The sequence below is a fragment of the Wolbachia endosymbiont (group A) of Bombylius major genome, from assembly GCF_947251895.1.
GTDB lineage: Bacteria > Pseudomonadota > Alphaproteobacteria > Rickettsiales > Anaplasmataceae > Wolbachia > Wolbachia pipientis.
This window is the reverse complement of record NZ_OX366395.1, coordinates 1,170,332-1,190,739: the sequence shown is the minus strand read 5'-3', so window position 1 is coordinate 1,190,739 and position 20,408 is coordinate 1,170,332. Positions and strand designations below refer to the sequence as shown.

22 protein-coding genes and 1 pseudogene are annotated in these 20,408 nt (G+C 34.2%); 10 read left to right on the top strand and 13 right to left on the bottom strand.

Annotated elements, in window-relative coordinates; all coding sequences use genetic code 11:
* Window positions 1-38 precede the first annotated feature (38 nt).
* The 3 genes from OPR49_RS05700 to OPR49_RS05690 all read left to right on the top strand — a co-directional run bounded on the left by OPR49_RS05700 (window position 39) and on the right by OPR49_RS05690 (window position 914).
* Window positions 39-425 carry a hypothetical protein gene (locus tag OPR49_RS05700; protein WP_265026910.1) on the top strand — a complete coding sequence of 129 codons (387 nt, stop codon included), beginning with the start codon at window positions 39-41 and terminating at the stop codon, window positions 423-425.
* Between the two features lie 45 nt (window positions 426-470).
* A complete protein-coding gene (locus OPR49_RS05695; RefSeq protein ID WP_265026909.1) occupies window positions 471-662 on the top strand; it encodes a hypothetical protein in 192 nt (63 codons plus the stop codon).
* Between the two features lie 75 nt (window positions 663-737).
* Entirely contained in the window at window positions 738-914 is a 177-nt protein-coding gene (locus OPR49_RS05690) for a hypothetical protein (RefSeq protein ID WP_265026908.1), read from the top strand.
* A 74-nt stretch (window positions 915-988) separates the two neighbouring features.
* Here the strand turns inward: OPR49_RS05690 and ccmE are convergent, their stop codons facing one another.
* From ccmE to OPR49_RS05655, 8 genes are read right to left on the bottom strand one after another with little or no spacing between them, the layout of a single operon-like run.
* Window positions 989-1,381: a cytochrome c maturation protein CcmE gene (gene ccmE, locus OPR49_RS05685; protein WP_264702474.1), complete on the bottom strand. Its 393-nt coding sequence runs from the start codon at window positions 1,379-1,381 to the stop codon at window positions 989-991.
* Window positions 1,365-1,502: a CcmD-like small membrane protein gene (locus OPR49_RS07790; RefSeq protein WP_006012903.1), complete on the bottom strand. Its 138-nt coding sequence runs from the start codon at window positions 1,500-1,502 to the stop codon at window positions 1,365-1,367. The genes ccmE and OPR49_RS07790 overlap by 17 nt, the downstream gene beginning before the upstream one ends.
* Window positions 1,499-2,542, bottom strand: coding sequence for a biotin--[acetyl-CoA-carboxylase] ligase (locus OPR49_RS05680; protein WP_265026907.1), 1,044 nt, complete (start codon window positions 2,540-2,542; stop codon window positions 1,499-1,501). Before OPR49_RS05680 ends, OPR49_RS07790 begins: the two co-directional genes overlap by 4 nt.
* A gap of 4 nt (window positions 2,543-2,546) precedes the next feature.
* Window positions 2,547-3,932 carry an NADH-quinone oxidoreductase subunit N gene (locus tag OPR49_RS05675; protein WP_265026906.1) on the bottom strand — a complete coding sequence of 462 codons (1,386 nt, stop codon included), beginning with the start codon at window positions 3,930-3,932 and terminating at the stop codon, window positions 2,547-2,549.
* On the bottom strand, window positions 3,929-5,371 hold the full coding sequence (locus OPR49_RS05670) for a complex I subunit 4 family protein (protein ID WP_265026905.1): 1,443 nt from the start codon (window positions 5,369-5,371) through the stop codon (window positions 3,929-3,931). The genes OPR49_RS05675 and OPR49_RS05670 overlap by 4 nt, the downstream gene beginning before the upstream one ends.
* 3 nt (window positions 5,372-5,374) lie before the next feature.
* Window positions 5,375-7,225, bottom strand: coding sequence for an NADH-quinone oxidoreductase subunit L (nuoL, locus tag OPR49_RS05665; RefSeq protein ID WP_265026904.1), 1,851 nt, complete (start codon window positions 7,223-7,225; stop codon window positions 5,375-5,377).
* Window positions 7,222-7,530 (bottom strand): NADH-quinone oxidoreductase subunit NuoK, encoded by a 309-nt coding sequence (gene nuoK, locus OPR49_RS05660; protein WP_019236815.1) that lies wholly within the window; start codon window positions 7,528-7,530, stop codon window positions 7,222-7,224. Before nuoK ends, nuoL begins: the two co-directional genes overlap by 4 nt.
* A complete protein-coding gene (locus tag OPR49_RS05655) occupies window positions 7,521-8,108 on the bottom strand; it encodes an NADH-quinone oxidoreductase subunit J (RefSeq protein WP_265026903.1) in 588 nt (195 codons plus the stop codon). The genes nuoK and OPR49_RS05655 overlap by 10 nt, the downstream gene beginning before the upstream one ends.
* Before the next feature lie 232 nt (window positions 8,109-8,340).
* On the opposite strand from OPR49_RS05655, the gene OPR49_RS05650 reads away from it, so the two are divergent.
* Both OPR49_RS05650 and OPR49_RS05645 read left to right on the top strand, forming a co-directional pair.
* Window positions 8,341-8,769, top strand: coding sequence for a WD_0964 family protein (locus tag OPR49_RS05650; RefSeq protein WP_265026902.1), 429 nt, complete (start codon window positions 8,341-8,343; stop codon window positions 8,767-8,769).
* A 120-nt stretch (window positions 8,770-8,889) separates the two neighbouring features.
* Window positions 8,890-10,806, top strand: coding sequence for an ATP-dependent helicase (locus OPR49_RS05645; RefSeq protein ID WP_264338041.1), 1,917 nt, complete (start codon window positions 8,890-8,892; stop codon window positions 10,804-10,806).
* Window positions 10,807-10,960: 154 nt separating this feature from the next.
* Here OPR49_RS05645 and OPR49_RS05640 read toward each other — a convergent pair whose 3' ends face one another.
* The 4 genes from OPR49_RS05640 to OPR49_RS05630 all read right to left on the bottom strand — a co-directional run bounded on the left by OPR49_RS05640 (window position 10,961) and on the right by OPR49_RS05630 (window position 13,204).
* Window positions 10,961-11,173 carry a hypothetical protein gene (locus tag OPR49_RS05640; protein WP_265026901.1) on the bottom strand — a complete coding sequence of 71 codons (213 nt, stop codon included), beginning with the start codon at window positions 11,171-11,173 and terminating at the stop codon, window positions 10,961-10,963.
* A gap of 162 nt (window positions 11,174-11,335) precedes the next feature.
* Entirely contained in the window at window positions 11,336-11,572 is a 237-nt protein-coding gene (locus OPR49_RS07665; protein WP_406833436.1) for a hypothetical protein, read from the bottom strand.
* Window positions 11,573-11,751: 179 nt separating this feature from the next.
* Window positions 11,752-11,946, bottom strand: a complete 195-nt coding sequence (locus OPR49_RS05635; RefSeq protein ID WP_265026900.1) for a transposase — start codon at window positions 11,944-11,946, stop codon at window positions 11,752-11,754.
* 91 nt (window positions 11,947-12,037) lie between these two features.
* Window positions 12,038-13,204: an aspartate kinase gene (locus OPR49_RS05630; RefSeq protein WP_265026899.1), complete on the bottom strand. Its 1,167-nt coding sequence runs from the start codon at window positions 13,202-13,204 to the stop codon at window positions 12,038-12,040.
* Window positions 13,205-13,449: 245 nt separating this feature from the next.
* On the opposite strand from OPR49_RS05630, the pseudogene OPR49_RS07785 reads away from it, so the two are divergent.
* Window positions 13,450-13,578: pseudogene (locus OPR49_RS07785) on the top strand (WPE palindromic element domain-containing protein); the annotation flags it as partial.
* Window positions 13,579-13,979: 401 nt separating this feature from the next.
* Here OPR49_RS07785 and OPR49_RS05625 read toward each other — a convergent pair.
* Window positions 13,980-14,636 (bottom strand): hypothetical protein, encoded by a 657-nt coding sequence (locus tag OPR49_RS05625; protein WP_265026898.1) that lies wholly within the window; start codon window positions 14,634-14,636, stop codon window positions 13,980-13,982.
* A 245-nt stretch (window positions 14,637-14,881) separates the two neighbouring features.
* Here OPR49_RS05625 and OPR49_RS05620 point away from each other — a divergent pair, with 245 nt between their 5' ends.
* The 4 genes from OPR49_RS05620 to OPR49_RS05605 all read left to right on the top strand — a co-directional run bounded on the left by OPR49_RS05620 (window position 14,882) and on the right by OPR49_RS05605 (window position 20,379).
* On the top strand, window positions 14,882-15,751 hold the full coding sequence (locus OPR49_RS05620) for an IS982 family transposase (protein WP_458694421.1): 870 nt from the start codon (window positions 14,882-14,884) through the stop codon (window positions 15,749-15,751).
* A 126-nt stretch (window positions 15,752-15,877) separates the two neighbouring features.
* Complete coding sequence (locus OPR49_RS05615) at window positions 15,878-17,428, top strand: hypothetical protein (RefSeq protein WP_265026897.1); 1,551 nt, start codon at window positions 15,878-15,880, stop codon at window positions 17,426-17,428.
* Window positions 17,429-17,555: 127 nt separating this feature from the next.
* On the top strand, window positions 17,556-18,728 hold the full coding sequence (locus OPR49_RS05610) for a hypothetical protein (protein WP_265026896.1): 1,173 nt from the start codon (window positions 17,556-17,558) through the stop codon (window positions 18,726-18,728).
* A gap of 436 nt (window positions 18,729-19,164) precedes the next feature.
* The gene (locus OPR49_RS05605) at window positions 19,165-20,379 is read left to right on the top strand and encodes an OTU domain-containing protein (protein ID WP_265026895.1); all 1,215 of its coding nucleotides are present in this window, start codon (window positions 19,165-19,167) and stop codon (window positions 20,377-20,379) included.
* The last annotated feature ends 29 nt before the right edge of the window (window positions 20,380-20,408 follow it).

The window sequence follows — 20,408 nt, the reverse complement described above, 5'->3', positions numbered from 1 at the left end:
AATTGATTTTAAAATTATAATTTTTTATAGGAGTTAGCATGAATAATAGTAAACAAGAAAGCAAAAACGAACTTAAAGTAATAAGCAAAATAGAAGTTAACACCAAACCTAAAGGTTATGATGAAACAGTTGCGCGAAATCCAGCGCAGCTTGGTTATGTCCACAAAGCTTTAGATAAATTAATCGCAGAGCTGAACACGAAATTCGTTCCTGAATTGGATGATGTATTGCATAACAATAGCAACTCTATCAGTCAATTAAATGACATGCTAACAGAAGAAAGGAGTAAGCTTGACGAGCAGAGTAAACAGAACAAGGAAATGATTGAGATGCTCAAGCAAATCAAGGACGATATGCCAGAAATCGGACAGGCTCCAGACTTCACAATAGTAGACATTAATAATGACTCACTGTTATTTGTATAGTAGTGATTTATAAAGATAAGTAGTTTTTTTATAGGAGGTAACATTATGAATAAAAATATAAAATTATATTCTAGTGAAGAAGTTGTATCAAATAATGCATTGCAACTTCAGAAGCCGAAGTTTGATAAACCAAGCTTTGAAAAGCCAATAATAAAGAAGATTGTCAGTGGTAAAACAAAGGAAGAATTTGATATAACCAAAGATATGACACAAGAAGAGATTGATAAGATGCCATAAATTACATTGACCATAAAGCACCTTAAAAATTTTTATGATGGCTTGATAAACAGCATTAATAAGTATGACGAAAATATGGATAGTGCAATTCAAAGTGGTATAATAACACAATTATCATCAACCATAGATAGTATAGACAGCAAGACAAGTAGTATAGATAGTGAACTTGCAGATCTTAGGAATTCGATTCCAGATATTGGAGAAGCTCCTCCATTACTCCATATTACTGGTGAAGAGAACGGATTGCTTTAATAAAAAAGGTAATAGCCTGATATCAGGCTGTTACCTTCTCCATATGCTATTTTAATATAGCTGAGTTAGGAAATCTATTTTAAAACTTTCGGCATATAGTTCTCATCATGTTTTGCAAACACTGTATCTGCAAGAAAAGTACTATTATCAAACATTTTACCTTGTACAACAACACCACTTTTTTCTGAAAACATTGGAGGAAGTATTCCCTGGTATTTCACTACAACGCTTTTGTTAAAATCTGTCATTTGAAAAACTACTTCGCTTTCGCTTCGTATCACGCTATTTTCAACAACCATTCCACCAACACGGATTGGCTTTTGATTATTTGGTAAAACTATTGCCTCACTTACTGTATAGAAAAATGAGATATTTTCTTTGAGCGTTGTTAAAATAAAAAAAACTGCACAACTTAAAAAGCAGAAAATTCCTGAAGTTATAAGTAATCGCTTATGTTTCTTCTTCATTATTATCTTTCAGGCTTTCTAGAATTTTTTTACTTTTAATATAGCAAGAAATGGTAAGGATCAGTTCTCCGGTAATCAATGTAAGACTAATAAGGTAAGCAAAAATCACATACGTGTTCATAATATATCGTTAATAAATAACTCACCTGCATCAAAATAAATTAAGCTTCCATCCTTTTGCTGCAACACCAATTTACCACTTTTATCTATATCAGCAAAAATTCCTTCATACAATTTGTCAGCTAACTTTACACTGATTTGCTCATTCATTTTGAATGCTTTTTTTAACCACATTTCTCTTATAGCATAAAACCCATCAAATAGCCATTGCTTTCTTAGCTTATTAAAATTTATTATTAATTTTTTTAGTAGATCTATGTTAGACACAGACTCACCGTAATTGCTAATGCACGTTGTTCCTGGAAGTGGTGCATGATTGACATTAATTCCAATTCCTATAATGAGCCAATTCGAATTGGATCTTTTTTCAAGCAATATTCCACTTATTTTCTTGCCATCGATTAGAATGTCATTTGGCCATTTATACTGGAGATTTAGACCATTTATAAATGACAGTATAGTATTTCTAACGGCAAGAGCAGTAACAAAAGTCAATTCTGTTAATTTGCTAACTTGATTCATTAAACCTCTTTCTGTCATCCCAGTATTTTCCCCAGTGCTTGACACATAACTATGCGAACATTGCAATTTGCAGGTGGTATGTGGTGTCATTCCAGTGCGTGACACTGGAATCCAGTTCTTATTACACAGTTGCCTGATGTGCCCATTTGTAATTAAGTTTTCTGGATCCCAGTGTCTGGGCACTGGGATGACATTATCCTTGGTGGGAATACCACAACGTTTGTACAGTTGTGTGCTTGACCATTCTTCTTTTTTTCTAGATTCCAGCGTCACGCGCTGGAATGACACCGAAAGCTGGCTTTCATTCAGATAATCGTTAAAGAGGTTTATCACCAAACTCGCATAAAAATTACCCTCTGGAGAAATCCAGTTTTTTCCAGTGCGTCCTCTACCCTCTGTTTGTTTGTCGGCAATAATAACGGTTTCATTTGATATTCCTCTCCCAATTAAATCCAACGCTTCTGTATTAGTGCTTGAAACTTCTTTGTAATGATGAATATAAAAACCCTCAGGGATCACCTTGTCAGCCCTTTAGTTCAATGAGTGAGTAAAGATCTTCTACATACAAGAAAAGAACGAGGTTGATCAGTGAAGCCACTGAAGTGATAATGAATAGACCCTTAGAATAAGCAACCTTATTACCACTAGCTTTATCAAAATACATAACTTTCATGATATTTAAATAATAGTAGCATGATATCACACTCGCTATTACAAGGATCAAAGACAGGCTGATAAAGCCAGAATTTATTAAACTTTTGAATATAAAAAATTTAGCGATAAAACCTGCAAGTGGAGGTATTCCCGACATCGAGAGTAACAGCACAGAAAAATGAAATGCTACAATTGGGCGTTTCTTCCCTATACCAGATAAATTTGCAATATCACAATCGTCATCGTCAATTTGTACGAGATATGAGAATAGCCCTATGCTTGTGATGATATATATCACCAAATACATTAAGGCACTATCTGTTCCTGCTTGTGTAAAAATAGAAAGTGAAGCAAATATAAAACCAATGTGACCAATTGAACTGTAAGCAAGCAGCCTTTTTAAGTTTTGCTGATGCAAGGCCCCAAAAGCTGAGATAAGCACAGACAATGCTGAAACGTATAAGAAAATAGGCTGAACATAACTTTTTACATTTACTAACTCTTCATTCATCAATCGAATTAAAAATGTTACAAGTGCAGCTTTTGGAGCTGTAGAAAAAAACGCAGTTACTATGGTAGGTGCACCTTGATAGACATCTGGAGCCCACATATGAAAAGGAACAATAGCAAGCTTGAAACACAAACCAATTAGGACAAAGACTAACCCAAAAACTATTCCATAAGTTATCTGATGGTTTTGCAAGAATGAACTGAGCTCAGAGAAATTGACTTGTCCTGTATATCCATAAAGCAGCGACATTCCATATAGCATAATGCAGGAAGATAGTGCACTAAGTGTAAAATATTTCACTCCTGCTTCACATGAATAAGCTGAATCTTTATTAAAGCTCGCAAGAACATACAAAGATATACTCATCAACTCAAAAGCTAAATAGAAAGAAATCAAGCTATTTGCTGAAACCAAAGTTATCATGCCAAATAGCGCAAAAAGAATCAGTATTGAAAATTCATATTTATAGTCATATTTTGATAAACTCAGCAGCAAAAGTATTAAAATTCCTGTGGTAAGAATCAATCCTTGAGCTAATCTGATGTATAAATTGAGTTTTAACAACGAATTAAAGAGAAAAATTTCATTGTTTTCTGCCGAAATAATTAAAATAATCAAAGTTATCACTGTGCAGCCAAGTGCTAATAAGTTGATAGTTCGGCGGTTAAATATAATCCCAAGCAGCAGCAACACTAACGAGGAGATAATAGAGAACGTTTCCGGCAATATCTGTATATAATTCATAGCGCATTATATTTGACTAACAAATTTGCCATACATGGCTTCAAATAATTCAGTGCAAGGGTTGGGTAAAATCCAAGCAAAATAACAAACACTGCAAGCAGAATTAAGACAGAAAATTCTATGCTATCCAAAAGGTTATTTAATAATTTAGAATAGCTAACCCCCCATATTATTTGCTTACATAAATTCAGCATATAAACTGCGCTTAAAATAGTGCCAAGTGCGATAAATCCTGTAAAAAACCCTATGCTCTTAAACATCCCAACCATAGCCAAAAACTCACCTGCGAACCCAGATGTTCCAGGTAGCCCTATTGAAGCCATTGAAAATAAAATGAACATAAAACCAAATTTTGGCATTGTGTTTACTATGCCAAAATATTTTGCAATTTCCAAAGTCCCAGTTCGAGTATATAGCATTCCAACACATAAAAATAAAGCAGCAGAAATAAGGCCATGACTAATCATTTGAAATATACTACCCAGTACTCCTTCCTCACAAAATGAAAAGAGGCCAGCGGTAACGATCCCCATATGTGCTATTGAAGAATAAGCTATTAACTTCTTTATATCATCTTGAGCAAACGCAACTAGCGAAGCATATATCACCGCAATAATGCTCAGCACAACAACGAAATTTGAAAAATACAAACTTGCCTGAGGAAGCATTGGAATAGAAAACCTTAAAAATCCATATCCCCCCATTTTAATAAGCAAGCCAGCTAAAATCACAGATCCAGAAGTTGGTGATTGCACATGTGCATCAGGAAGCCAAGTGTGAAATGGAAACATCGGTACTTTTATTGCAAAAGAAATAAAAAATGCAATCCACAGCAATGACTGCACTTCAAGATCAAGGTTTGGCACTAATGTAGCTAATTTTTGTATATTAAACGTCCCAAAAGTGCTATAGATGTACACCAATCCAAGTAGAAATAATAATGAGCCAGTTAATGTATAAAGAAACAACTTAAACGTTGCATATACCCTGTGTTTTCCTCCCCAAATGCCAATAATAAAGAACATTGGTATTAAAACAGCTTCAAAAAACACATAAAAGCTTATAGCATTCAGTGAAACGAAAAAACCGACTACAACACTCTCAAGCAGTAGAAATAATGCCATATATAGCCTAAGGGTTGTATAACTCATTTTGCAGTTGTAGAGTATACAAATTACAAACAAGAAAGTTGTAAGCAGAAGGAAAAGCAACGATATACCATCTATCCCTATTCCAACATTTCTAATTGGGTAGCTGACAAACTGAAAGTCCGCATCGTTATAATCAAATTCTATACAAGCTACAATGCTAAGCAAAAATGGAAGTACAGCAAAAAATAGAGCAAGGAATCTTAAGTGTATAGATTGATGATTAATCCTGATTAAGGATAAAATCAACGCTCCTACCAGTGGAAGCAAGAATATACTAAGTAACAACACCTTCTATTTAATTCCAATAATATATAAAGCACCGATTGTTAGAGTAACAAACATAATAAATGCATAATCAAATATATAACCAGTTTGCAACTTTACAGAACTTTTTGAACATTCATTAACCAACCTTACAACACCATTTGGCCCAAATGAATCAATAGCCTTAACATCAAACTTCCATAGAAGCTTAGATATAAACCTTATCGGTGCAATGATAACAAACTCATACACCTCATCAAAGTACCATTTATTCTGCAAAAACTTAAGTAAAAATTTACTCTTAATTTGTCTAATTACTTGATATTGGTAAATTAGGTACGCAAGTGCTATTCCACTTAGGCTTGCTAAGGTTGGCAGTAGTTTTATAAAGAAATTATGAACTCCATGCTCATCAATCATCACTAAACTTGATTTCCAAAACGCATTACTAGTTATGTTCAAAATATTTGCTCCCCATACTCCAGAAAATACCGATCCAAAAGCAAGTATCAGTAATGGTATAAGCATAATCTTCGGTGCTTCATGTATATTAATTTCACTTTGTTTTTGGCTGTGGAACACAAGAAGCAATAACCTCCAAGAGTAAAACGCTGTGAAGAATGCAACAACTAAGCTTATTACAAAAGCAAAGCTATCCGTGCTATAAGCATGTTCAATTATCAAGTCTTTTGAATAAAAACCTGCAAATGGAAATATTCCAGAAAGCGCAAGAGACCCAATCCACATGAGAGTGTAAGTGCAAGGGATTTTCTTCCAGCAATTTCCCATTTTCTGAATGTTTTGCTCATGATGCATTGCATGAATTACATTGCCAGCACCAAGAAATAGTAGAGCTTTAAAAAAAGCGTGGGTCATTAAATGAAAAATAGCAACATTGTAAGCAGAAAGCCCACATGCCATGAACATATAACCAAGTTGACTGCAGGTTGAATAAGCAATTATCTTCTTTATATCATTCTGAGTAATCGCAACAGTAGCTGCAAAAAAAGCAGTGAGCGCACCAACAATAACTATTAGTTCTCGTGCCACATTTGATAACTCAAACAATGGAGAACATTTTGCTATTAAAAATATACCTGCTGTTACCATCGTTGCTGCGTGAATGAGTGCAGAAACAGGGGTTGGCCCTTCCATTGCATCTGGCAACCAAACATGTAAACCAAGCTGTGCAGATTTACCCATACAGCCAATAAAAAGTAATATGCATATTATATGAATTACTTTGAATTCACAGCAGAATGCCCTAATGTTCTGCGCGCCAAGAAGATCAGATGTGTCAAAAACTTCAGTAAATTTCAAAGAGTGAAATGTATAATAAATAAGAAAGATTCCAATTAATAGTGCAAAGTCTCCTACCCTATTTACAACAAATGCTTTAATTGCTGCATTATTTGCAGAATATTTTTGGAACCAAAATCCTATGAGTAAATAAGAACACAGGCCAACCCCTTCCCAGCCAAAAAAAAGCTGCACGAAATTATCGCTTACAACCAGCACAATCATGCAAAACGTAAATAGCGATAGGTAAGAAAAAAACCTCGACTTCCCATGCTCCATATAGCCGATAGAATAGAGATGCACTACCAGCGAAACGGTGGTAATAACAATAAGCATTAAGGATGAGAGAGCATCCACACTAATTGCCCAATTTACTTTTAATACACTTAATGAAAATAGAGGAAATAAAACTAAATGATAGTTTTCAGAGAAGGTGAGAAAAACATACCAAGATAAAACTGCAGATATTCCAATCCCTGCCGTTGTAATTAACTGACCAAAAACATCCTTTCTAAAAAGTGCTGCAAATAGTGAACCAAAAAGTGGCAAAAATACTATTAATTTCAGTATATCCATCATTCTTTCATTAAATTTGCTTGTTCAACGTCTATATTGCCACGGCTTCTATAATATACAACCAATATTGCAAGCCCAACTCCTGACTCTGCTGCCGCAACAGTCAACACAAACATCACAAAAATTTGCCCAACTATATCATTCATAAAGGCAGAAAAAGCAACTAAATTGATATTAATTGCAAGCAATAATATTTCTATTGATAACAGTATGTTGATTATGCTCTTACGGTTAATGAAAATACCGCACACTCCAATAGTGAACAAAATAGCAGCAACTATCAGAAAATGATTTAATCCTATTTCCATTCCACTCCTTTTCCAAATTTAGCCTTAACCAATTTTACAGATGAAGATTGCGTCAATTGCCTTAAAACATTCTGTCTTTTAATTCCTTTTTTCTTGTCTTGCAAAGTAAGAGCAATTGCACCAACAATTGCAACAAGCAGCAGAATACCAGAAAGATGAAAAGCATACATATAGTCAGTGTAGAGCAAATTACCGATAGCTTTCACGTTATTGGTATTATAGTTTATAACATTGCTTATATTTGGTGCTGAGCTGCGAATAACAAAACTGATGACTAGAAAAAACACAACACATAATATAGCACCAAGAGTGAAATGCTTTGCAAAACCCTGGCGCAACCTTATGTAATCAATATCGAGCATCATAACCACAAAAAGGAATAACACTGCAACTGCACCGATGTATACTATCAGCACCATCATAGCAATGAATTCAGCTCCAAGGAGAATAAAAAGCACTGCAGAGTTAACGAAGGTGAAAATTAAAAATAATACTGCATGCACAGGATCTCTTACGCTAATTACACAAACAGCAGATAAAATGCTAAGAATTGCGAAAAAATAAAAGAAAAAAGGCATTGATACTTTAACTGCAACAATAGTTACTAATTTAAAGTGACTATCGTGGTAAAGTCAATATTATATTAAACGTTTGAAAACATTATACTACAAAGCTCCAGCTCCATTTTAAATTATTATACAGAGCGCTTTCTAAGTGCTTAATCAATACACTAAACCCTTAATTTATCCTTGACTATTTTAATTTATCAATATATAATATGTGTATGTTAGTAATTAATGGCGGCTTAAAATGTACAACATATTTGGTTATTTTCAAAGTAATAACACTTGTAATACACAAAGTGGTAAATTAAATAGAGAAAGTTATCAGTACACTACAAGAGATTATGTGACAATTTACTTTAATAACACACCAGCCAGTTTAGGTAGATCATTGAGAGAATTTAAAGAAAAAGCGTATGGACTTGTGTATGATATCGGAACTTGGTTGAAAGAAACATATGAAAATCTCACTGAACGACCTGCAACGCATAATCACTATACCCCAAGAGAAAAACCCCTTGTTGAAGTTGAAGAAATAGAAATGAAGGAACTAAATTGTACATATAAGCCATTCCAAACTTCACCTATCCACCCAACAAGCAGAAGTTCTGGTGCCAATGACTTAAATCAAGTTGTTGTTACTCAGCATACACTTGAAACTACCCCAACAAGATAGATCTACGTTTAAATATGTAGTACTTGAGTGAAGCATTCTTTAACTGCTCTATTCAATAAAACCTTTACAATACTTTGATCATAGGTTTAACTTTACGAAGTTATAATCTATAGGGCTACGATGAACGATTATCTCTCACTGCTAAATCCAGAACAACAATCAGCTGTAACTAACATAGATGGACCAGTTTTGATACTGGCAGGAGCCGGGACGGGAAAAACAAGAACGATTACTTCAAGAATAGCACACATAATTAGAAACGGTCACGCTTATTCTGATGAGATATTAGCAGTTACATTTACAAATAAAGCAGCAAATGAGATGGTATCAAGGGTACTTGAGCTAACGGGCACAAACATACCATGGCTTGGCACTTTCCATGCAATTGCAGCAAAAATTTTGCGCCTGCACGCAGAAATAGTGGGCTTAAACCCCAATTTTACAATCATTGGTGTGGATGACCAATTACAGGTAATAAAAAATATTATCAATGAAATAAATCCTGATTACCTATCAGAAAAATGTAAGACCATTATGAATATTATTCAGCAATGGAAAGAGAAGTGCTTATTGCCATCTGAAGTGGAAGATATTCAATCATTTAGGCCAGTATATGTAACTGCACTCAAGGTCTATCACCAGTATCAGGAAAGGTTGAAATTCCTTAATTCTGTCGATTTTGGTGACTTATTGCTATATAACATACAGCTCTTTAATCAAAAGACCGAAGTTCTGTCCTACTACCAAAACAAGTTTAAATATGTCATGGTAGATGAATATCAAGATACAAATGCGATACAATATCTTTGGCTAAAATACCTTGCAAAAGAGCACTCAAATATTTGCTGTGTAGGAGATGATGACCAGTCGATATATAGTTGGCGTGGTGCAGAAGTTGAAAATATTTTGAAGTTTTCTGATGATTTTAAAAATGCAAAAACCGTTAAACTAGAGTGTAACTACAGGTCAACATCCCACATACTTGCAACTGCGTCATATGTTATCAATCACAATAAGACTCGCTTAGAAAAAAAATTGTGGACAACAAACATTGAAGGGGAAAAGGTAAATCTAATAAAATTATGGGATGGGAAAGCTGAAGCAAGGTTCATAAGCGAACAGATATTAAAGCTCAATAAATACAGATTTAGTGACATTGCAGTGCTGGTAAGGGCCACTTTTCAAACTAGAGTTCTGGAAGAGTATTTTATAAAATATTCAATTCCCTACAAGATTATAAGTGGCGTAAAATTCTACGAACGTCAGGAAGTCAGGGATATAATTGCATATTTAAGACTCGTTACAAACAATAACGATGACTTAGCTTTCGAAAGGATAGTAAATCGGCCAAAAAGAAGCATAGGAGCTACAACTCTAAAGAAAATATACACGACTGCTCAGGATAACAAAATTTCTTTTTTTGAGGCAGCAAAAATATTAGTTAATAGTAATCAGGTAACCGAAAGAATTAAACTCTCACTCAACGATTTTTTAAATAAAATTAAAGCTTGGGAAGAAATAGTAAGCGTAAAACCACTGCATGAATTCGTTAAAATCGTAGCAAACCAATCAGGATATATTGAAATGCTTGAAAATGAGGAGGTAACAGGCTTAGCACGAATAGAAAATGTTAAAGAGCTCATCTCATCTTTAAAAAATTTCGATAATGCCACAACTTTCTTGGAGCATATAAGTCTGGTGATGGAAGTGGATAATATGAATAACGATGACACCGTATATGTTATGACTCTTCATGCAGCCAAAGGACTTGAATTCCCGTGCGTGTTTCTACCTGGTTGGGAAGAGGGATTATTTCCTCATCAAAGATCTTTTGATGACAAAAGTGGTAAAGCTTTAGAAGAAGAAAGGAGACTCGCATATGTTGGCATAACCAGAGCCAAAGAAAGGTTAATCATTTCATGTGCAGATAGGAGGGAAATTAACAACCAGTGGCAACCGATGCGCACTTCTCGGTTCATTAAAGAATTGCCAAGAGAAAATGTTGAGGTAATTAAAAGCAACATTGCCTACTGTTGAAGCTATAATTGCAGATAAACATATCTTACAAATCTGAATTACTTCAACTATATGTTTCTCCTGGCAAAAATTCTGTAACCGTTCACACTTAATTCTTCAATCTCATACCAATTTCTATTACATAACAAACAAATAGACAATAGAAGTGAGAAGGTTATACTAAGAAAGTATAATGATGGAGTTTTGCAATGGCATTGGTATCAGGTTGCAATTTTAGCTTACATTGTGCCAATCTTTCTTCGATTGCTGCTCGCATAAATTCTGCCTGTCTTTTAGTTCTGCAGTGCACTATCGCATCATCCACATATCTTTCAAATGGTACTGTTGGGTGATTTTGTTTCATCCATATATCAAATGCATGGTGCATAAATATGTTTGAAATGATTGGGCTTATTGAACCTCCTTGCGGAACTCCTTTTTTCCCTAACTACCTTACTGCCATCTGCTTGCTGAATAGGGGATTTCATCCACCTTTCAACATACAGTATGACCCATTTGCAGTCTGTGTGCTTCTTGATAGCCTGCAGTGCTAAATTGTGGTCCAGATTGTCGAAAAATCCTGTAACATCAACAGCTTTCTTGGTAATCGTATCCTGTCTCCAATAAACAGCGGTTTTGCTATGTATCCTTGATCAGCAAAAAACTTACGTAAAGTTGGAGCCTTGTATTTAGTTTGAGTGAAAAGATTTAGAGCACCATCACGATCTTGAACACTTGCACTATGAACATCAGCCGCAATAATTAGGCCCACTGTATCTACAACAATATGACGTTTTCTACCCTTTATTTTTTTTCCAGCATCATATCCTCTGGATCCCCTTTTTGAGTGGTTTTTACTGATTGACTGTCAATTATTCCTACTGAAGGTGTTTCATTTTTACCAAACATTTTTCTTACCTCTTTTACTAGCATATTATGTATTTTTTCCAATTTGCCATTACTACGTCACCTGAGAAAATAGTCATACACCGTCTTCCATGGAGGAAAATCTTTCGGCAGCATTCTCAATTGACAACCACATCTCATTATATACCTTATTGCATTAATAATTGTTCTGATATTGTGCTTTCTTGGCCTCCCTATCTTTCCTTGTGCAACATGTGGCTCCAAAATTTCCCATTCCTTATCACTTGGATACAATTTTCCCTCCTATTTTTTACTTACACTATCATATTTTTTTCCTCATTCCTTTTCAAGACATACTCTTAGACAACTGGACGTCAAGCCTATCCTAGTGCTGCATATCAAGCTCATACTCATTATGTAAATCTTTGACTAAAGCTACAGCGCATTCTTTTTGAACAATTATACTGATTTTGATTTCAGAGGTTGTGATAGCAAGTATTTCTATCTTTTTTTCGCTTAAAACCTTGAGTGTGCGGTGCATCACTTCAGTGTTAGACATAACACCAATACCAATTATTGAAATTTTAGCTACATTATCGTTTATAGCATAATTTTCATTCTTATTCAGTAACTTTTCCATTAAATCAATATCAAATTTGGAGATAACAAAACTTGACCCATGTATCATATCAATTTTAACGTTTGCTCCTGCTATATCTCTTAAAGTACGCAAGTTATTTGCAAGGTTAGTGAAAGTTACAAGAGCTTCATTAGTGCTATAAGTTATTCCAGTAATTAAGTATCTCTCTAGTACATCCCTTTTGTGTAGTACTGTGGTGCCTTCTACTTCCTTAAAAGTGGATAGCACTTGCACTTTAATGTTATGTTTCATTGCAAGTTGTACTGAACGATTATGCAGTATTTTAGCACCAGATGACGACATTTCCAACATTTCATCGTAAGAGATAAATTTGAGCTTGCGTGCCTTTGGAACAATTTTCGGGTCTGCTGTATATATTCCATCAATATCAGTAAAAATTTCGCAAGCTCTAACACCAAAGGCTATCGCGAAGGCAACTGCTGATATATCAGAGCCTCCTCTTCCAAAAGTAGTGATTCTATCATCATTTATACCCTGAAAACCAGCGATGATCGCAGCAGTATAACCCTCAGCAAAAGATCTTTTCACACGGTCAATCTTTATTGTTTTTATTTTAGACTCAGAATAAAAATCATCAGTTACAATTGGTAACTGCCAGGCAAGCCATGATTTAGCATTAACTCCGATCGATTGGAGAGTGATAGCTAATAGACCGCAAGAGATTTGCTCTCCTGCTGAAAGCATAACGTCATACTCTGATAACTCTTGTCTGCAACTTAAATTTGAGATTTGTCTAGCCTGAAAAGCCATTTGGTCAGTAAATCCTGCAACAGCAGATACAACAACGATTACATTACAACCTTTCTCAATATCGTTTTTTATCAAATTTGCAACTCGGTTTAAATCAGTTAGCGAAGTCCCACCAAATTTTTTTATGATTATTTTGTCCATAGTTACAATATAACTCTCTTCTGAAGAAAAATATAGTTTTTGTAGAGATATAGCTAAACCAAATTAGGTTTACTGAAACAAATTTTATGATTGTATTGAACAATTTAAGTTGTCATTCCAGCGCGTGACGCTGGAATCCAGATTTTTTAGACTGGATCCTATGGTCAAGTCCACAACTGTACGAACATTGTGATTTGAGAATAATCTCCGCCAGGAAGGGTGTCATCCCAGTGCTTTGGCACTGAGATCCAGAAAACTTAATTTTAAATAAGTACACCAGATAGCTGTATAATAAGAACTGGATTCCAGTGTCACGCACTGGAATGACATCATTTATTATGCAACATCGTGTCACATTGCAACGTTCGTACAGTTATGGGTCAAGCCATAGGATGGCAAAAGAGTAAACTTTATCTGTGTGAGCTATAGCAGCTTGCAAGCCATTCAGAAAAGGGAAGATAAAACTATAAAAAACCATAGGCGCCAGATGGTTTTTAGCTAAAGTCAAGTGTCTGGAATTTTAGGCATAGAATCCCCCATATGAACAAGATTCAGAAAAAATGCAACGTACATTGGGCAGAGATTAAGCATGCGTGTGCACCCACATACACTGAAGAAGATACGCCACATTTTTAACTGAAATTTAAATGAAAAGTCTGCAGACGGAGACAAATTTTGAGCTCGAGAAATATCTCTAATTGTCATTATAATGAGACTTTGAATATGCGGAAGTAATTTTTTTAGTTAAAATAAAAAAGTTTCTGCTATAGCACTACTAAACAGCAGGAGACCTTGCATGACCTCCAAAAAATGCTTTTACTCTTTCAAGATAAGTAGGTGGTTCTGCAGGGATTTCTATATTATACATTGAATAATACACTGCTTCCTTTATACTATCATCTGTAACTAATTCCCTTAATTTTTGCTTTATGGCACCTCTTTGAATACTTTTTCCATACTCTTCGTAAAATTTTATGTAAAGCTCTTTAAAGACAAATTCTCTTATTTCTATTATTGATTGGTTAATGTTGCTCTTCACCTCATCGCTTATATTATTTTTATCCGCATAATCTTCGGAGTAAAAATCTTCAAACTTGTCTACCAAAATTTTTAATTTTTTATAATTGCAATATTCTTTTAAAAATCTTTCAGTAATTTTAGGCGTTAATACGTTCACTGTTCCATTTATTTGAACCGAGAAATTATTTTGTACTTCAAGACAACTAAGCGAATAAATAATACGATCGAACATTCCCAGAGTACATAAACCAAGTCCATCCTTTAAATTCATTAGTAATAGTGAATTCACATCTGATTTTTGATTCTCAGCAGCAGTTGAAACTAAGTTTGCAGCTTGTGTGAGAGTTAGGCCAGTTTTTGATTCTCGCCAATTTGCTATATCAGAATTATTAAAGTTAAGATAATTCTGCAATTGATTTCTTTGTTCAACTGTTAACTCATCTGAGTTGTTTATATAATCTTCAAACTTTTTATTGAGTACATTTGGTTGAGCTCCAAATTTCTGTTTTAACTCTTGAGCGCATTGGAGAATACTATGTTCAAAACTACTCGTGTGAACACTCTGACTACTAACGTGAATTCTGGATTAAAGGAGAATAGAAAAGGCAAGAAAACAGGGTAAACTCAGCAGTTATAAAAAAATAGATGAGGTTACCCATGGAAGATATAACAAAACTGTTTTGTTTGGTCGATGATTTTTGCAGAGATATAGAGAAAAATTTTGCAGATAAACTACTGCCAAATGGTAAAAAACCCACAAGAACAACGGAAATTGAGCACTCCGAAATCATGACAATAATCCTGCTATATCAACAATCTCCGTGTAAAAATTTCAAAACTTTCTATCTACATTACCTAACGTTGCTCTACAAATCAGAGTTTCCAAAGTTACCTTCATATACCAGGTTTGTTGCTCTAAAGCCTAGGGTTTTGTGGCATTTAGCAATGTTGTTGCATTGGCTTTGTGGACAGTCAGAAAACACTGGAATTTCATATATAGACACAACTCCCATTGCAGTTTGTCATGCAAAAAGAATATCCAAAAACAAAGTTTTTGCTGGAATTGCAAAATTAAGCAAGAGCACTTACGGCTGGTTTTTTGGTTTCAAATTACATATGGTAATCAATGAAAATGGTGAAATTTATGCACTTACGCTCACAAAAGGCAATGTTGATGATAGGATACCTGTGCCAAATCTGACGGAAAAATTAATCGGCCTTTTGTTTGGTGACAAAGGTTATATTGCAAAAGAGCTTTTTCAGAAGCTGTTTGACCGAGGTTTGAAACTTGTTACCAACGTGAAAAAAGGTATGAAAAATACATTGATTTCGCTAAATGAGAAGATTTTACTGAGAAAAAGGTCTATCATTGAGACTGTTTTTGGTTACCTAAAAAATAGACTAGAAATTGAACACACTCGCCATAGATCCCCTGTTAATTTTTTGGTTCATATCTTTTCTACTCTCATTTCCTATTCCATCAAATCCAAAAAGCCTTCTATTTCCTATTCTTTCTTCCTTCCTTAATCCAGAATTCGCGTTTATACATGACCTAAACGTGTTATCGAAGCTTAGTTATTTTTAATTGATTCAATAATTAGGTCAAGTTAAAATTCATAGTAGTCGATAAAAATTTGTATTGGAGTAGGCGTTATGGGTAGAAAAAATAAGCAAAGGGAAAATCTCACACCATTACCTTTGGCAAACAAGGTACAACCTGGTCCTCGAAGATCAGGTGGTGTTTGTGAATCTGATCAGATGAAAGGGAAAGGGAAAGGGAAAGATAAGAGTAAGAACAGGAATTTGGAACCGGAATTTGGTATACCTAATACGGGTAGTCTTCATGAATTAGTTGGTACACCTGATAGTACTCGTAGTTTTTGTATTTCAATTGGCACACCTGATGAAGTAAGGATGGATGAGCTTCAGTGGGATAATTACCATCTAGGCTCTACTAATGTAAATCAAGATCTAAAGTTGGGTCAGAAAAATCAAAAAGAGATCTCAACAACTTTCTCCCAGATTAATGAGAGTACTGGCTTGAACATAGTGCAAGAGACATCGGCACCATTAGAGAGTAAAAAAGGTGCTACAATAAATGTACAGTTAGATGGACAAAACAACAATAAAATTTTAGTAGTACCAGATGAGTGGGTAAAAGATTACAAAGAGAACAGTAACAGTCCATTAGGTAGTAATAAAACACCATTATCAGAAGATAAAAGTGATACTTCTAGTAGTATTCAAGAAACCACGTTTGCTAGAGAAAATCATAATGCTACAATAACGCTAAGTAAAGAAGATTTAAACCTGAGTATCAGTAACAATTTTGATATTAATAACTTTAATTCCCTCCACCAGAACAAGAAAAGTGGTAATAATTCAGATACCGAATTTATTGATAGTGATGGTTCAGGTCAGAAAAAAGTTAATAATGGAGCTGAAATATTTTTAGTATCAAAAGAAAATGCATCAAGTCCTATTTTAAGCAAAGAAAGTTTTGTTACTGCTGAAAATGAAAGTGAAACATATAAAAGTTCTGATGATAGTATTTTAACAGATTCAGATAGTATTTATACTCACGATGATCAGCAAGATTTTTCATTACGAAATGAACAGAGTAGTAGAAAAGAAGTTTCAAAAGACACTTTAGTGAAATTGGATGAAGAAAATAAAAGTATTGAAATAACTAACACAGATAACTTAGAAGCATCGAAGCACAATGAAGATGATAGTAATCAATTATTAAATAGCAGTGAACCACCGATTTCAGCGAGTAGCACTCCTGGCAATTCACCAAAAGAGGTAAGTAGGGAGAGTATAGATAGTAAATCATCAAGAATTCTTCAAAAAATCTGTTTTAGTGCTATAGATACAAGTGAAGGTAAAGAATTAGTCTACAAAACTTCAAGCTATAATCAATCGCAGAAAAATTCTAAAGGAAAGAAGGTCTCTTTATGTCTTACAGCATTGTCATGTGCTGTTTTTTTTGGATCACTGACTTCTTCATTTTTAGGAAAGCCTCTTATCTCTGATCAGAAAGGTAATCTCATATTATTGGCAATTTTGGGTGCCGCTTTTGTCATTTTAGGTTCTATTACCCTAGTTCTATATTGTTGTCCTCAAGCTAAAGAAAACAAGCCACTTGATACATTAGATCAAGTTAGCATAGATGATGCTAAAATCAAGATATTGTCATCATAAATTTGTGTAACCATTCACCGAAATACAAGGGATTTATAAAGTTAGGATAAGAGTACAGTTTGTAAAAGGATAACAGGATATGAAGGTATAATTTAGCAAAAATTAGAGACATTATATAGAATTTAAAATGCGAACTTGGAGCTTGTTAATCTTATCGTTTCTAATATTAAGTAATAGTTTTGTATATGCCAATAGAACAGTAATATCTTCGTGTGATGAAATACCTTCAGGTTATAGGGGCAAAATTTTTAAAATTAAGACTGATTATCCTGCTGAACCAAGTAATAAAGAAAGGCAGTGGGAATACATATCGTTTAAAGATGAACCACAGGAATACGCCTATACAATTTTAAAGTATATATATGATGGGAATATCGATTGTGATTTTGATTTACATTGTAATAAGATTGCTAATTGGTATCATGCACCATGGATGCATTATGGAGTAAATGGTAGAGAATTTGTTAATGGTTTAACGAGAGAAAGATCCTTTAAGCCAGGTGAATTACATAATGATCAAAAATCCATGATACAAAATTGGGCAATTTCTATTATTAATGAGCAAGGAGCATATACATATGGACAGGTATGGAAAGATATAAACAATCCTGATATTACCAAAGGGAAATTCTTAGATGGTACAGTAAGCACAAAATTAGTATTTACAGAAGCAACGGATGAGAATATTCCAACTCTTAAAAACAGTATTACTTGGACTGGTTACATAAATCATTCTGAGAAAGGAACTCCAAAAGTATTTAAGGAACTGAGGTTATTTCAAATTGATTTTTTAGTTAAAGATAAGAGGTCAGAAGAAACAGGATGGGTTGCAGGTACGTTTATTTATGATTATAAGATGAACAATAAGAATCCATGGTTTAATATGAAATTATTAGGAGTTGCATGGGGTAATGATTCTAATTATTTTACATCAGATTACATAATTGGGAAAAGGTTATTGGAGTGTTGGATAAATCCTGATGTGATAAAAGGTTCTTTAGGATATTTAGGTAGGCTTAATGGTCCAATAGATAATAAAAAATCTTCGTGTTTGTCATGTCATAGTACAGCACAGTATCCCGAAAAATCTACATCAGTACCATCCAAACAAGCAACAGAAGCAGAAATAAAGTACTGGTTTAGAAATTTAAAGGAAGAATCATTTGATGAAGGAGCATTTAATTTTGATTATTCCAAGCAGTTAAGCCATGGGATTAGAAACTACTATAGTGCTAAAGAAGAGAATGATTCAATTGGATGTAACAATTTTAATTATAAAGATGCCGCTAAAATAAGTTGAGAAGAAATGCCTGACTTTAGAGTCACGAAAGATTTGTTTATTTACTCTTTCCAAAATCGCAAAAAAGTACATATATTCGTGAGAACAAGCCGCGTAAAAATAGGTTTGTAAAAATAAAAGCACAAAATTGTTGCAACAAAGTTAGGCAAATTGGTTCGTATATAAACGTGGTAGAAGTAGGCTATTATAGCTAATCTTGTTGTATAGCAAAGTTACTATAAATAAAAGTTTGCACAGGTTACGCGGTAGACCAATCGATTCCAAGAAAACTTCTTCTCACGGGTTGCGATCCTAGTTGCCGGAAATGGTTGAGTTGCTTGATTTTTTAATATCACTTATTAATAAATTAGTAACAATGCATTAAGGAGTGCTATTGCAAAAATGTTTTGGTGACTGTATAATTTAAAAGATAGGTTGTTAATATTGGGTGAAGTGTATGTACAATTCACAAAATTTAAAAGATCAAAACTGTGATCAGCTAGAGTTTGGTTCCGAATCCAACCAAATCACTAGAGTTCCTATTTCAATTTTCACACAGATAAGAGGAAGAAAAAAAGAAGAACACAAAATGCTCCTAGAGAAATTAAGAAAAGAATTCCCTGATGGCTTCAAGATAGGAGCTGCTGCAGGTAGGGGAGATTGCTTTTTTGATTCTGTTGCACAAAGGTTGAATGAACTAAAAAATAAGGGTCAAGTTACAAGTAGTAAAAATTTCAATGCAAAGTTATTGCGAGAGGATTGTGCAAACTATGCTAAACAATATGAATTTGATGTAAGTAGCTGGGTTTATAGAGGAGTAATGAATGATAATCAATCGAAGCATAGCAGTAATCAGTACCTCCATTTCAGTGACTACCTAGAAAAGATTAAAGCCATGTCTCAAGAATTAGGTTCTTTTGACCCTATCTGGGGAAGGCCAGAAATTGAAGGCAGGATGATTGCTAATAAGTACGATGTAGAGCTTTATTTCTATGGAATCAGTGAAGCAATTAGTGGTGAGGATATTCAAAAGATTATAGTCACTAAAATAACATCAAATGATGGTGATCCAGAAGTTTTTATGGAAGGGGAGGATCTTGATAAGTTAAAGATAAATTGTAATGAGAAATTTGTTGGAATAGTGAATTACAGAAACCATTTTGTACCGCTGCTTAACAACATCGAAAAAGATATTGAGAAAAATGAAGAAGTTCCTAAAGAAGAAGTTTATGGTATGGAATGCATGATTCAGGAGAATATCCCTAAGCAAGACATGTCTCAGATTACAACATTCCACAGTAGGGATTCTAACAGTAGAGAGTTAGATTCTAATCACAAAAGGACTACTGTAGTAGAGCCAGAAACAGATACTAATCAAACTGCCACAGAAATCAACAAACAAAAAACTGGATGGAAAGAAAGTAAGAAGCTTTTTTACACTTCATTAAAGAATGATGCTATTGGAATTATGATTACAGGATTATTAATTGCTGCTACCATAGTGGTTCCATCTATAGTTGGTGCGGTAATTTTTGGTGCTGTTGCTGCTTTATGTGCAGTGACTACCGTGTTGCATATAAAAAATTCTACATTGCCAAGTTACAGAAAAATAGAAGAACCAGAAGTTGAAGCTCATGGCCAAAGGGAATTGTTTCCTAGCTCAAGAAATTAAAAAACAGTCTAAAAATAAAATACCATAAC

Bases quoted from the DNA above. Each gene is read 5' to 3' on its own strand.
- OPR49_RS05655 (WP_265026903.1), bottom strand. From the start codon at position 8,108: ATGCCTTTTTTCTTTTATTTTTTCGCAATTCTTAGCATTTTATCTGCT.
- OPR49_RS05620 (WP_458694421.1), top strand. From the start codon at position 14,882: ATGGAAGATATAACAAAACTGTTTTGTTTGGTCGATGATTTTTGCAGA.
- OPR49_RS05695 (WP_265026909.1), top strand. From the start codon at position 471: ATGAATAAAAATATAAAATTATATTCTAGTGAAGAAGTTGTATCAAAT.
- ccmE (WP_264702474.1), bottom strand. From the start codon at position 1,381: ATGAAGAAGAAACATAAGCGATTACTTATAACTTCAGGAATTTTCTGC.
- nuoK (WP_019236815.1), bottom strand. From the start codon at position 7,530: ATGGAAATAGGATTAAATCATTTTCTGATAGTTGCTGCTATTTTGTTC.
- OPR49_RS05645 (WP_264338041.1), top strand. From the start codon at position 8,890: ATGAACGATTATCTCTCACTGCTAAATCCAGAACAACAATCAGCTGTA.
- OPR49_RS05700 (WP_265026910.1), top strand. From the start codon at position 39: ATGAATAATAGTAAACAAGAAAGCAAAAACGAACTTAAAGTAATAAGC.
- OPR49_RS07790 (WP_006012903.1), bottom strand. From the start codon at position 1,502: ATGAACACGTATGTGATTTTTGCTTACCTTATTAGTCTTACATTGATT.
- OPR49_RS05605 (WP_265026895.1), top strand. From the start codon at position 19,165: ATGTACAATTCACAAAATTTAAAAGATCAAAACTGTGATCAGCTAGAG.
- OPR49_RS05675 (WP_265026906.1), bottom strand. From the start codon at position 3,932: ATGAATTATATACAGATATTGCCGGAAACGTTCTCTATTATCTCCTCG.
- OPR49_RS05640 (WP_265026901.1), bottom strand. From the start codon at position 11,173: ATGCACCATGCATTTGATATATGGATGAAACAAAATCACCCAACAGTA.
- OPR49_RS05615 (WP_265026897.1), top strand. From the start codon at position 15,878: ATGGGTAGAAAAAATAAGCAAAGGGAAAATCTCACACCATTACCTTTG.
- OPR49_RS05650 (WP_265026902.1), top strand. From the start codon at position 8,341: ATGTACAACATATTTGGTTATTTTCAAAGTAATAACACTTGTAATACA.
- nuoL (WP_265026904.1), bottom strand. From the start codon at position 7,225: ATGATGGATATACTGAAATTAATAGTATTTTTGCCACTTTTTGGTTCA.
- OPR49_RS05610 (WP_265026896.1), top strand. From the start codon at position 17,556: ATGCGAACTTGGAGCTTGTTAATCTTATCGTTTCTAATATTAAGTAAT.
- OPR49_RS05630 (WP_265026899.1), bottom strand. From the start codon at position 13,204: ATGGACAAAATAATCATAAAAAAATTTGGTGGGACTTCGCTAACTGAT.
- OPR49_RS05690 (WP_265026908.1), top strand. From the start codon at position 738: ATGGATAGTGCAATTCAAAGTGGTATAATAACACAATTATCATCAACC.